Source organism: Mycobacterium sp. E802, assembly GCF_001666875.1.
GTDB lineage: Bacteria > Actinomycetota > Actinomycetes > Mycobacteriales > Mycobacteriaceae > Mycobacterium.
This window is the reverse complement of sequence record NZ_LZJD01000178.1, coordinates 37600-49966: the sequence shown is the minus strand read 5'-3', so window position 1 is coordinate 49966 and position 12367 is coordinate 37600. Positions and strand designations below refer to the sequence as shown.

Here is a 12367-nt window from a genome sequence, read left to right as displayed (position 1 = left end):
CTCGGAGTCTGAAGTCCCGCTTCGCGCGGCGTGCGTGTTGTTGTTGCGCACTTCGCCGCGCCTGAGACGATCCCGGACACCGTTTTCCCGTCCTGCTGAGTCGCCAGGTGTGGTTTCCACCCACCAGCCGACACTCAGTAAGGACCACTCACGTGACCACCGCCATCGCCGCTCCCCGCCGTACCTCCGCCCGTCCCTCCACCGCGTCCGGCTCCCTGGCGCGCAAGGCCCGGCCCCTGGCCCCCGCCGCCTCGCGTTACCCGCAATCGCGGCTGCTACACATCGTCGCCCCGTCGCTCAAGGTGCCCGATGCCGCCGCGGCGTCGGTGTTCAGCGCGGCGCGCGCCCGCGGGCCGATCGCCCGTGACGCCATCGCCCAGCACACGCAGTTGAGCATCGCCACCGTCAACCGCCAGGTCACCGCGCTGCTGGAGGCCGGCGTCCTTCGGGAACGCGCCGATCTCGCGGTATCCGGCGCCATCGGACGGCCCCGCGTTCCCGTCGAGGTCAACCACGAGCCCTATCTGACCCTCGGTATCCACATCGGTGCGCGTGCCACCAGCATCGTCGCCACGGATCTGTTCGGCCGCACCCTCGACGCCGTCGAGACGCCGACGCCGTCGGGTCCCCAGTCTGCGGCGCTGGCCACGTTGGCCGCCAGTGCGCGGCGTTACCTGAGCCGCTGGCACCGCCGTCGCCCGTTGTGGGTCGGTATCGCCGCCGGTGGTGTCGTCGACAGCGCCACCGGCTACCTCGACCATCCGAGGCTGGGCTGGGTCGACGCCCCGGTGGGCCCGGTGCTCGGCGAAGCCCTCGGGCTGCCGGTGTCGGTGGCCTCGCACGTGGACGCGATGGCCGGTGCCGAACTCCTGCTGGGCGGACGGCGCGCCCCGGAATCCGTCGGCACGCAGGCTCGGACCAGCCTCTATTTCTACGCCCGCGAAACCGTCGGCTATGCGCTGTCCATCGACGGCCGTGTGCACTCGCCGGCCAGTGGTCCCGGCACCATCGCAGGTCTGCCGGCCCAGTCCGAATTGCTCGGCGGCTCAGGGCAATTGGAATCGACGGTGAGTGACGAAGCGGTGCTCACCGCGGCGCGCAAGCTGCGGATCATCCCGGCCGAGGGGCCGTCGTCGACATTGCCTGCGGTGCTGCGCGCCGCGCGCCAAGGCAACGAGAAGGCGGTCGAGTTGCTCGCCGATCGGGCTCGTGTGCTCGGCGAGGCCGTCGCTCTGCTGCGGGATCTGCTCAACCCCGACGATCTGGTGCTCGGCGGCCAGGCCTTCACCGAATACCCCGAGGGCATGCCCGTCGTCGAGGAGGCCGTGGCACGGCGTTCGGTGCTGGGGCCCCGCGATATTCGGGTCACGGCATTCGGCAACCGCGTCCAGGAAGCCAGCGCCGGCATCGTGTCGCTGGGCGGGCTGTACGCCGATCCGATCGGGGCCATGCGGCGCGCCGAGACCCGGCGATCGGCCAGCGGGGTCGGTACGGCGGCAGTGTAGACATAGAGGTGTGCGTCTAGCCGCAGACCTCGAGACTCCCCGCCGCGTCGCGGTGTTGTCCGTGCATACCTCGCCGCTGGCGCAACCGGGGACGGGTGACGCCGGCGGGATGAACGTCTACGTGTTGCAGACGGCGTTGCAACTGGCCCGTCGCGGCGTCGAGGTGGAGGTGTTCACCCGGGCCACCTCGTCGTCGGACGCCCCGGTGGTGTCCGTGGCCCCCGGCGTGGTGGTGCGCAACGTGGTGGCCGGACCGTTCGAGGGGCTGGACAAATACGACCTGCCCACCCAGCTGTGCGCTTTCACCGCCGGGGTGCTGCGCGCCGAAGCGACCCATGAGCCCGGCTACTACGACGTCGTGCACTCGCACTACTGGTTGTCCGGTCAGGTCGGTTGGCTGGCCCGCGACCGCTGGGCGGTGCCGTTGGTGCACACCGCGCACACGCTGGCCGCGGTGAAGAACGCCGCCCTGGCCGCCGGTGACTCACCGGAGCCGCCGCTGCGTGCGGTGGGCGAGCAACAGGTGGTCGACGAGGCCGACCGGCTGATCGTCAACACCGAACACGAAGCGCAGCAACTTGTTTCGTTACATCACGCCGACCGGGGGCGCATCGATGTGGTGCATCCGGGTGTCGATCTCGACGCCTTCACCCCCGGAGATCGCGCCGCGGCGCGGGCGGGGCTGGGCATCGCGCCCGATGAGAAGGTGGTCGCCTTCGTGGGGCGGATTCAGCCGCTGAAAGCGCCGGACATCCTGTTGCGGGCTGCCGCCAAGTTGCCCGGCGTCCGGGTACTGGTGGCCGGCGGGCCGTCCGGTTCCGGTTTGGCCGAGCCCGACACCCTGATTCGTCTGGCCGACGAACTGGGTATCACCGATCGCGTGACATTTCTGCCGCCGCAGTCCCGCGAACAAGTGGTCAACGTGTATCGCGCCGCCGATCTGGTCGCGGTGCCCAGCTATTCGGAGTCTTTCGGCCTGGTCGCCGTCGAGGCCCAAGCCTGCGGCACGCCGGTGGTGGCGGCCGCGGTCGGCGGGCTGCCCGTTGCGGTGGCCGACGGGGTCAGCGGCGCTTTGGTCGACGGCCACGATCTCGACGACTGGGCCGCCACGATCGACGGGGTCCTGCAACGTGATCCGGGGCCGCTGCGGGCGGCCGCCGCGGCCCACGCCGCGCAGTTCTCCTGGGCGCACACCGTCGATGCCCTGCTGGGCAGCTACGCCCACGCGATGTCCGACTACCGGTCCAAGCACCGCAGGCCGGCCGCCCGCCGGACCGCGCGGCGGTTCGGGTTGCGCCGGGGGGTGCGGGCATGAGCGAAGACGTCGCGAAGATCATCACCGACACCCTCGACGAACACGAACTCGTCTACTACCACCACAAAGGTGCCCGCGGCGGGCTGCCCGGCATCGTCGTGGAGCTGCCCGGCGAGCGCAAGCTCAAGACCAACACCATCCTGAGCATCGGTGAGCATTCGGTACGCGTCGAGGCGTTCGTGTGCCGCAAGCCCGACGAGAACTTCGAAGGCGTCTACCGCTTCCTGCTCAAGCGCAACCGCAGGCTTTACGGTGTCGCCTACACGCTGGACAACGTCGGCGACATCTATCTCGTCGGCCGGATGGCCCTGCACTCGGTCACCGCCGAGGAGATCGACCGGGTGCTCGGCCAGGTGCTCGAGGCCGTCGACTCCGATTTCAACACCTTGCTGGAGCTGGGTTTCCGCTCGTCGATCCAGAAAGAGTGGGAGTGGCGGGTCTCACGCGGTGAGTCGCTGAAGAACCTCGAAGCGTTCGAGCACCTGATCGACGACTGACCAGCTATGACAGGATGAGCGTCATGCCGACGCTGATCCTGCTCCGCCACGGTGAGAGCGACTGGAACCAGAAGAACCTGTTCACCGGATGGGTCGACGTCGACCTCACCGACAAGGGCCGAGCCGAAGCGATCCGCGGCGGCCAGCTGCTGGTCGAGCAGGGCGTGCTGCCCGACGTCGTCTACACCTCGCTGCTGCGCCGCGCGATCACCACCGCGAACCTGGCCCTCGACGCCGCCGACCGGCACTGGATCCCGGTGCACCGCGACTGGCGGCTCAACGAGCGGCACTACGGCGCGCTGCAGGGCCTGGACAAGGCCGCCACCAAGGAAAAGTACGGCGAAGAGCAGTTCATGGCGTGGCGACGCAGCTACGACACCCCGCCCCCGCCGATCGAGAAAGGCAGCGAATTCAGCCAGGACTCCGACCCGCGCTACGCCGACATCGGCGGCGGCCCGCTGACCGAATGCCTCAAGGACGTGGTGGAGCGGTTCGTGCCGTACTACGAGAGCACGATCGTGCCCGATTTGAAGGCCGGCAAGACCGTGCTGATCGCCGCGCATGGGAACTCGCTGCGTGCGCTGGTCAAGTACCTCGATCAGATGTCCGACGAGGAGGTTGTCGGCCTGAACATCCCGACCGGCATCCCGCTGCGCTACGACCTCGACGACAACCTCAAGCCGCTGGTGGCCGGTGGGGCCTACCTCGATCCGGAGGCCGCCGCCGCCGGGGCTGCCGCGGTCGCCGCCCAGGGCGCCAAGAAGTAGTTCGCTGACACGCGGGCCGGCGGGCGAACAGCAGGTGACCGCGGGTTAACGACAGCCGAACACCTGTATTTGTCGGTGTGACTTGTCCCGTTTTGGCCGCACGCTGCTGGGATGACGTTCACCGGATGCGTACGATTTTCGCGTGAGCTTGGTGTCGGCGTTACTGCTGACGGCGGTCGTGTCGTTGCTCGCGCTGATCGTCGGTGCGGGTGTGGCCGCCGTAGTCGCACCCCGCATCGTGGCCCGTCGCAAACGTCGCGAGGCCGACGCGGCCGGTCTGACGGTGTCGCAGATGCTGCAACACATCGTCTCGGTATCGCCCAACGGCATCGTCGTCGTCGACACCTTCAATGACGTGGTGTACGCCAACGACCGGGCCGCCGAACTCGGCGTCGTGCGCGACCGTCTGCTCGACGACCGGGCCTGGCGCGCCGCCGAGCAGGTGTTCGCCACCGGCCAGGCCGTCGAGGTCGACCTCTCGCCTCGCAAGCTGACCCATCCGGGACGCTCGGGGATATCGGTGCGTGGCTGGGTGCGACCGTTGACCGCAGACGACCACCGGTTCGCCGTCGTCTACGCCGACGACCAGTCCGAGCACGCGCGGATGGAAGCCACCCGACGGGACTTCGTCGCCAACGTCAGCCATGAACTCAAGACCCCGGTGGGCGCGATGCGGGTGCTGGCCGAGGCGCTGCAGGCCTCCGCCGACGACCCGGACATGGTGCGCCGGTTCTCCGACAAGATGGTGGCCGAATCGCAGCGGCTGGCCGACATGGTCGGCGAGCTGATCGAGCTGTCCCGGTTGCAGGGCGCCGAACGGCTGCCCGATCTGACCGCTGTCGACGTCGACACGGTGGTGTTCGAAGCGCTGTCGCGCCACAAGGTGGCCGCCGACAAGGCCGACATCTCGATCACCACCGACGCGCCGACCGGCTTCCGGGTGCTCGGGGACGAGACCCTGTTGGTGACGGCCTTGGCGAATCTCGTCTCCAACGCAATCGCCTACTCGCCCAACGGTTCTGGCATATCCATCAGCCGGCGTCGGCGCGGTGGCAGCGTCGAGATCGCGGTCACCGACCGCGGCATCGGGATCGCCAAGGCCGATCAGGAGCGGGTCTTCGAGCGGTTCTTCCGGGTCGACAAGGCCCGATCGCGCGCCACCGGTGGCACCGGGTTGGGCCTGGCGATCGTCAAACACGTGGCCGCCAACCACAACGGAACCATCCGGCTGTGGAGTCAGCCGGGCACCGGGTCGACGTTCACCTTGTCGATCCCGGCCTATCCCGAAACCGATGAGTCCGTAGGTGGCTCAGCCGACCGAGAGGATTAGCGAGACCGATGACCAGCGTGTTGATCGTGGAGGACGAGGAGTCGCTGGCCGATCCTTTGGCATTCCTGCTCCGCAAGGAGGGCTTCGAGGCCACCGTGGTGTCCGACGGTCCCTCTGCCCTGGCCGAATTCGAGCGCTCCGGCGCCGATATCGTCCTGCTGGATCTGATGTTGCCCGGGATGAGCGGTACCGATGTGTGCAAGCAACTGCGGGCCCGGTCCAGCGTGCCGGTGATCATGGTGACCGCGCGAGACAGTGAGATCGACAAGGTCGTCGGCCTCGAGCTGGGCGCCGATGACTATGTCACCAAACCGTATTCGGCCCGTGAGCTGATCGCGCGGATCCGTGCGGTGCTGCGCCGCGGCGCCGACACCGACGACACCGGCATCGGCGACGGGGTGTTGGAGGCCGGCCCGGTGCGGATGGATGTGGAACGGCACGTGGTCAGCGTCAACGGAGAGCAGATCACGTTGCCGCTCAAGGAATTCGACCTACTCGAGTACCTGATGCGCAACAGCGGCCGGGTGCTCACCCGCGGTCAGCTGATCGACCGGGTCTGGGGCGCCGACTATGTCGGGGACACCAAGACCCTCGACGTGCACGTCAAGCGGCTGCGCTCCAAGATCGAATCCGACCCGGCCAACCCGGTGCACCTGGTCACCGTGCGCGGCCTGGGGTACAAGCTGGAGGGTTGAGTCGCCGGCTACTCGGCGGCGCGGGTCGCCGGATGCACGGCGACCAACCCCAACGCGCCGCGGCGCCGGCACATCGCGGCCAGCTCGGCGTAGGCCTTCTCGCCGAGCACCGCGGTGAGTTCGGGTGCGTACGACTCGAACACCGGGCGGGCGCCGACGTGGGCGGCGGGGTCGCCGGTGCAGTACCAGTGCAGGTCCGCACCGCCCTCGCCCCAGCCGCGCCGGTCGTATTCGGTGATGACGGTCCGCAGGATCTGGGTCTCGTCGGGCCGGGTGACCCACTCCTGGCTGCGCCGGATCGGCAACTGCCAGCACACGTCGGGCTTCATGGTCAGCGGCTCGACGCCGAGTTTGAGGGCCTTGCTGTGCAGCGCACATCCGATCCCGCCGGGGAAACCTGGACGGTTCAGGAATATGCAGGCGCCCTTGTACTTTCGGGTGCGCAGGTTGGGTTTCCCGTCGTACTCGTCGTCTTCGAGGTAACCCTTGCGGCCCAGGCCCTTCTCCCGGAACTGCCAGTCTTCGTCGGTCAGCCGTGCGACCGCGTCGTCGAGGCGCGCGCGGTCGTCGTCATCAGAGAGGAACGCGCCATGCGAACAACATCCGTCGTCTGGGCGGCCCTCGACGGTGCCCTTGCACGCCGGCGTACCGAAGACGCACGTCCAGCGGGACAGCAGCCAGGTCATATCGGCCGCGATCAGATGCGTCGGGTCCTCGGGGTCGTAGAACTCCACCCACTCGCGGGCAAAGTCGAGTTCCACCTCACCTGGATGCACTTCTGTCACGGCGCAAACGCTACTCCCATATGCCTGAACGCATTTCCCAACCGCGCCACGATCGCCGAGAGTGTGGTGCGCCACACCGGCGGATCCGCCGCCATGACAGCAGCGGGTGGTCCGGCCACGATGCGCCGCCCGGCTGCCGTTAGGTTGGTGCAGTGCGGTTAGGCGTGCTCGATGTCGGGAGTAACACGGTGCATCTCCTCGTGGTGGATGCCCGCCGTGGCGGACATCCGACCCCGATGAGCTCCACCAAGGCCGCGCTGCGGCTCGCCGAGGCCATCGACGATTCGGGCAAGCTCACCCGCAAGGGCGCCGACAGTCTGGTTGCCACCGTCGACGAGTTCGCCAAGATCGCGACGAGCTCGGGCTGTGCCGAGCTGATGGCGTTTGCCACCTCGGCGGTGCGTGATGCCACCAACTCCGAGGAGGTGCTGGCCAGGGTCCAAGCCGAGACCGGGGTGTCGCTGGGGGTGCTCAGCGGGGTCGACGAATCCCGCCTGACGTTTCTGGCGGTGCGCCGCTGGTACGGCTGGAGTGCGGGGCGCATCGTCAACATCGACATCGGCGGGGGCTCACTGGAGTTGTCCAGCGGAGTCGACGAAGAGCCCGAGGTGGCGCTCTCGCTGCCGCTGGGGGCGGGCCGGTTGACCAGGGAGTGGCTGACCGAAGACCCGCCTGGGCGGCGCCGCGTCGCGATGCTCCGAGATTGGCTGGCCACCGAACTGGCCGACGCCGGTGCCACCCTGCGCCGGGCCGGGACTCCGGATCTGGCGGTCGCGAGCTCGAAGACTTTCCGCTCACTGGCCCGGCTCACCGGCGCGGCCCCGTCCGGAGCCGGCCCTCGGGTCAAGCGAACCCTCACGGCGGCCGGATTAAGACAGCTCATAGCTTTCATCTCTAGGATGACTGCGGCTGACCGTGCCGAACTGGAAGGGGTGAGCGCCGAGCGCGCACCACAGATCGTGGCCGGTGCTTTGGTAGCTGAAGCTAGCATGCGAGCACTGGAGATCGATTCCGTCGACATTTGCCCCTGGGCGTTGCGAGAGGGGCTGATTCTGCGGAAACTCGACAGCGAGGCCGACGGCACAGCCTTGGTAGAGACGTCGGCGCGGGATGCTGGACGTAAGGAAAAGCTAGCCCCAAAGGCAACATAGGTATGACAGGACCAGAGAACAGCCCATCCGGCCCCCGACCGATCTCGGTAGCGGAGTTGCTGGCAAAGAACGGGACGATCGGCGCGCCGCCGGTCGGCGGACGTCGTCGGCGTCGTCGCGGTAACAGCGACGCCGTGACCGTCGCCGAGCTCACCGGCGAGATTCCCGTCATCACCGACGACATCGAGCTCGACCAGGACCGCGACGAGCCCGTGCCCCAGCCGGACCCGCTGGTGGACACCACCGTGGTGGCACCCATCCGGGACGAGCCTCGCGACGAACCACGGCCCGCCGCCGGACGTAACGGCGGGCCGCGCCCGCAGCCGGTCCGCGGTAAGCCATTCGCGCGGCCGGTGGAGCCGGAGGCGCGGACCGACGCCGAAGACGACTACGACGCGCATCTGGCGGCGCGCGAGGCTGATCCCGAGCCCGTCGAGTTCCGCCCGCGGCCGCGCCGTGCCCCGGCCAAGCGGCCGGCCCGCGACTACGAGTCTTCCGGCACCGGCGCCGAGCGGATGAGCCCCGACCCGCTCTACGACTTCACCGAGGATGCGGCCCAGGCGGACGCCGACGGGCTGGTCGAATCCGGCCTCGACGACCTCGATGACGTCACCGCCGTCGACGACGCCGGCGACATCGACGATGTCGACGCGACCGACGACTCCGTCTACCGCGACTACGACGACTATGGCGACTACGGCGACGGCTCGTACTCGTCGCTGCGTCCCCTGTTCGGCGAGGAGTCCGGTGCCGAGGACCCGGCCGAGAGCGAGGCCGACACCGAGTTCGACGACCGCGACGAGCACGACGACTTCGGTGACGAAGAGACTGCCAGCTCGCCGCTGGTGCGCGGGTTGTGGATCGTCGGTCAGTGCATCATCGCGGTGGCCTTCGGCGCCGGCCTGTTCGTCGCCTTCGATCAGCTGTGGAAGTGGAACACCATCGTCGCGCTGGTGCTCGGCGTGCTGGTGATCCTCGGCCTGGCCGGTGGTGTGCGCGTGGTCCGCAAGACCGAGGACATCGGCAGCACGCTGACCGCGGTGGCGGTGGGTGCGCTGGTCACCTTCGGACCGCTGGCGCTGCTGCAGGCGAGCTGAGTCGGCTGCACGGCCTCAGTACACAATTACCTCTGTGCGCCCAGCCATCAAGGTCGGTCTGTCCACTGCCTCGGTCTATCCGCTGAGGACGGAGGCTGCTTTCGAGTACGCGGCCCGGCTCGGGTACGACGGTGTCGAACTCATGGTCTGGGCCGAATCGGTCAGCCAGGACATCTCCGCGGTACAGAAGCTGTCGGCCGATTACGGCGTGCCGGTGTTGTCCGTCCACGCGCCGTGCCTGCTGATCTCGCAGCGGGTCTGGGGAGCCAACCCCATCCCGAAGTTGGAGCGCAGCGTGCGCGCCGCCGAGGAACTGGGCGCGCAGACGGTCGTCGTGCATCCGCCGTTCCGCTGGCAGCGGCGCTACGCCGACGGGTTCAGCGATCAGGTGGCCCAACTCGAAGCCGACAGCGACGTGTTGGTGGCCGTGGAAAACATGTTCCCGTTCCGGGCCGACCGGTTCTTCGGTTCGGGCGGCACCTCCATCGAACGGATGCGCAAGCGCGGCGGTGGTCCCGGCCCGGGCATCTCGGCGTTCGCCCCGTCTTACGATCCGCTGGACGGCAACCACGCGCACTACACCCTCGACCTGAGCCATACCGCGACGGCAGGTACCGATGCGATGGAGATGGCACAGCGCATGGGCGACGGCCTGGTGCACCTGCACCTGTGTGACGGCAAGGGATCCTCCACCGACGAGCATCTGGTGCCCGGACGCGGCACTCAACCCGTCGCCGAGGTGTGCCAGATGCTGGCCACGGGCAACTTCTCCGGCCACGTCGTGCTGGAGGTGACCACCTCGGCAGCCAAGACGGCGTCCGAACGCGAGGCGCTGCTCGCCGAGTCGTTGCAGTTCGCCCGCGCGCACCTGTTGCGTTGACCGCTATTTCAGCCCCTAAGGACCACTCATGACCGGCTCCACCCTGTTCACCGACGCCATGGCGCTGATCGCCGCCGGTGACGGCGTCTACCACGGCGAGCTCAACGAGCACTGGACGATCGGCCCCAAGGTGCACGGCGGGGCGATGCTCGCGTTGTGCGCCAATGCCGCGCGTACCGAGTTGGGTACGTCCGCGCAGCCGATCGCGATGTCGGCGAACTACCTGTGGGCTCCGGATCCGGGCGCCATGGAGATCGTGACGACGGTGCGCAAGCGAGGCCGGCGGATCGGCCTGATCGATGTGGAGCTGCGGCAGGGCGACCGAGTCGCGGTGACGGCCTCGGTGACCCTGGGCGAGCCTGAACACCACGTGCCGCCGCTGCTGTCGTTCAACCCGGTGGTGCCGTTGATGACGCCCGAGCCGCCGCCCGGGCTGGAGCCGATCGGCCCCGGACACCCGATGGCCGACGTCGTGCATCTGGCGCACGGCTGCGACATCCGGCCTGCGCTGCACACGATGGGGCCGCGTAGCGACGGGGGCCCACCCGTGTTCGACTTCTGGGTGCGTCCCAAGGGGGTGGCTCCCGACGTCCTGTTCGCGCTCCTGTGCGGCGATGTGTCGGCTCCGGTCACCTTCGCCGTGGAACGCACCGGTTGGGCGCCCACGGTCCAGCTGACGACGTATCTGCGGGCGCTGCCGGCCGACGGCTGGCTGCGGGTGATGTGCACGTCGGTGCAGATCGGCCAGGACTGGTTCGACGAAGACCACATCGTGGTCGACTGCGAGGGCCGGATCATCGTGCAGTCGCGGCAGTTGGCGATGGTGCCCACGTCTGCGTCTGGCTGACTCCGGTCGAAATGGCGGGGCGCCTGTCGTGGAATGCTGTGGCCCATGTCGAGGATCGCGATTATCGGCGGCGGAAGCATGGGCGAGGCGCTGCTGTCAGGACTGTTACGGGCTGGTCGTCAGGTCAAGGACCTGGTGGTGGCGGAGAAATTCGGTGACCGGGCCAAGTACCTGTCGGAGAAGTATTCGGTGTTGGTGACCTCGGTGGCCGACGCTGCCGACAACGCCACCTACGTGGTCATCGCGGTCAAGCCGGCCGATGTCGAGCATGTGATCGACGAGATCGCCGACGCCGCCGCCCGGGCCGACACCGACACCGCCGAGCAGGTGTTCGTGAGCATCGCGGCCGGGGTCAGCACGGCCTACTACGAAGCGAAGTTGCCGGCCGGATCTCCGGTGGTCCGGGTGATGCCCAACGCGCCGATCGTGGTCGGCGGCGGGGTGAGCGCACTGGCACCGGGCCGGTTCGCCACCGCCGATCAGCTCAAGGAGGTCTCGTCGATCTTCGACGCGGTCGGCGGGGTGATCACCGTCGTCGAGTCGCAGCTGGACGCGGTGACCGCGGTGTCCGGCTCGGGGCCGGCCTACTTCTTCCTGATGGTCGAGGCCCTCGTGGACGCGGGGGTGGAATCGGGTCTGTCGCGCGCGGTGGCCACCGATCTGGCGGTGCAGACCATGGCCGGCTCGGCCGCGATGCTGCTGGAGACTCTCGACGAGGTCAATGCGGCCGGAGGCGGCGCGCTGGACACCACGCCGAGCCGGCTGCGGGCGATGGTGACCTCCCCGGCCGGGACGACGGCCGCTGGGCTGCGGGAACTGGAGCGTGGGGGACTGCGGTCGGCGGTCTCCAACGCCGTTCAGGCCGCGAAAACGCGCTCTGAGCAGCTCGGAATTACATCTGAGTAATTAGATTAATTCGGATGGATTAGCCCACACCCGTCGCAGTAACCCCACCCGCCACGCTATTCTCCCTTTGTATGCGCGGGTCGGTGCCAGCGGTGGGGAAGCCGCTGGAACTGCCCGTGCCTGATTGATTGGGTTGCGATGACGTCTATGAACGGGCCATCGGCGCGGGATGCTGGCGACGGTCAGCCTCGAGCTCAATTTCTGACGGTCGCCGAGGTGGCGAGCTTGATGAGGGTCTCGAAGATGACGGTGTACCGGCTGGTGCACAACGGTGAACTGCCTGCGGTGCGAGTGGGCCGATCGTTCCGGGTCCACGCCAAGGCTGTCCACGATCTGCTGGAGTCTTCGTACTTCGACGCCGGCTGACACCCAGCCGCGGCGGGCTGAGCGCGTTGGGCGTACCGGCCGTTTTCCGTTTAGGTGGCTGGCCCGGGTAAAGTGACCGGGTCAATCATCAGCGTCAGTAGCGGAGACACCGGGGTTTATGGGCTCAGTCATCAAGAAGCGGCGTAAGCGTATGTCGAAGAAGAAGCACCGCAAGCTGCTTCGGCGTACCCGAGTGCAGCGTAGAAAACTCGGCAAGTAGCCAACC

General features: G+C 68.3%; 14 protein-coding genes. 13 read left to right on the top strand and 1 reads right to left on the bottom strand.

Annotated features, from left to right (window positions below; genetic code table 11):
- The first annotated feature begins 236 nt into the window (after positions 1-236).
- The 6 genes from A5699_RS26095 (at position 237) to regX (ending at position 6109) form a co-directional block, all read left to right on the top strand.
- Complete coding sequence (locus A5699_RS26095) at positions 237-1505, top strand: ROK family protein (RefSeq protein ID WP_231965840.1); 1269 nt, start codon at positions 237-239, stop codon at positions 1503-1505.
- Positions 1506-1515: 10 nt separating this feature from the next.
- On the top strand, positions 1516-2820 hold the full coding sequence (mshA, locus tag A5699_RS26090; protein ID WP_067776081.1) for a D-inositol-3-phosphate glycosyltransferase: 1305 nt from the start codon (positions 1516-1518) through the stop codon (positions 2818-2820).
- A complete protein-coding gene (locus A5699_RS26085; RefSeq protein ID WP_067776078.1) occupies positions 2817-3317 on the top strand; it encodes a YbjN domain-containing protein in 501 nt (166 codons plus the stop codon). Before mshA ends, A5699_RS26085 begins: the two co-directional genes overlap by 4 nt.
- Positions 3318-3331: 14 nt before the next feature.
- Positions 3332-4084, top strand: a complete 753-nt coding sequence (locus A5699_RS26080) for a phosphoglyceromutase (protein ID WP_197508398.1) — start codon at positions 3332-3334, stop codon at positions 4082-4084.
- 142 nt (positions 4085-4226) lie between these two features.
- The gene (locus tag A5699_RS26075) at positions 4227-5414 is read left to right on the top strand and encodes a cell wall metabolism sensor histidine kinase WalK (protein ID WP_067776075.1); all 1188 of its coding nucleotides are present in this window, start codon (positions 4227-4229) and stop codon (positions 5412-5414) included.
- An 8-nt stretch (positions 5415-5422) separates the two neighbouring features.
- Positions 5423-6109, top strand: coding sequence for a two-component sensory transduction protein RegX (gene regX / locus A5699_RS26070; RefSeq protein ID WP_067776073.1), 687 nt, complete (start codon positions 5423-5425; stop codon positions 6107-6109).
- Positions 6110-6117: 8 nt separating this feature from the next.
- Here regX and A5699_RS26065 read toward each other — a convergent pair whose 3' ends face one another.
- Positions 6118-6894, bottom strand: coding sequence for a hypothetical protein (locus A5699_RS26065; RefSeq protein ID WP_067776070.1), 777 nt, complete (start codon positions 6892-6894; stop codon positions 6118-6120).
- A 152-nt stretch (positions 6895-7046) separates the two neighbouring features.
- Between A5699_RS26065 and A5699_RS26060 the strand changes: the two genes are divergently transcribed.
- From A5699_RS26060 to A5699_RS28810, 7 genes are all read left to right on the top strand, one after another.
- Positions 7047-8045 carry a Ppx/GppA phosphatase family protein gene (locus tag A5699_RS26060; protein WP_067776067.1) on the top strand — a complete coding sequence of 333 codons (999 nt, stop codon included), beginning with the start codon at positions 7047-7049 and terminating at the stop codon, positions 8043-8045.
- 2 nt (positions 8046-8047) lie between these two features.
- Positions 8048-9142, top strand: a complete 1095-nt coding sequence (locus tag A5699_RS26055; RefSeq protein ID WP_067776063.1) for a hypothetical protein — start codon at positions 8048-8050, stop codon at positions 9140-9142.
- 34 nt (positions 9143-9176) lie between these two features.
- Positions 9177-10022, top strand: a complete 846-nt coding sequence (locus A5699_RS26050) for a sugar phosphate isomerase/epimerase (protein WP_067776060.1) — start codon at positions 9177-9179, stop codon at positions 10020-10022.
- A gap of 28 nt (positions 10023-10050) precedes the next feature.
- Entirely contained in the window at positions 10051-10869 is an 819-nt protein-coding gene (locus tag A5699_RS26045) for a thioesterase family protein (RefSeq protein WP_067776058.1), read from the top strand.
- Positions 10870-10914: 45 nt separating this feature from the next.
- Positions 10915-11775 (top strand): pyrroline-5-carboxylate reductase, encoded by an 861-nt coding sequence (proC, locus tag A5699_RS26040; protein ID WP_142253924.1) that lies wholly within the window; start codon positions 10915-10917, stop codon positions 11773-11775.
- A 138-nt stretch (positions 11776-11913) separates the two neighbouring features.
- The gene (locus tag A5699_RS26035) at positions 11914-12141 is read left to right on the top strand and encodes a cell division/environmental response transcriptional regulator (protein ID WP_003882954.1); all 228 of its coding nucleotides are present in this window, start codon (positions 11914-11916) and stop codon (positions 12139-12141) included.
- A gap of 118 nt (positions 12142-12259) precedes the next feature.
- A complete protein-coding gene (locus A5699_RS28810; protein ID WP_003402602.1) occupies positions 12260-12361 on the top strand; it encodes a 30S ribosomal protein bS22 in 102 nt (33 codons plus the stop codon).
- The last annotated feature ends 6 nt before the right edge of the window (positions 12362-12367 follow it).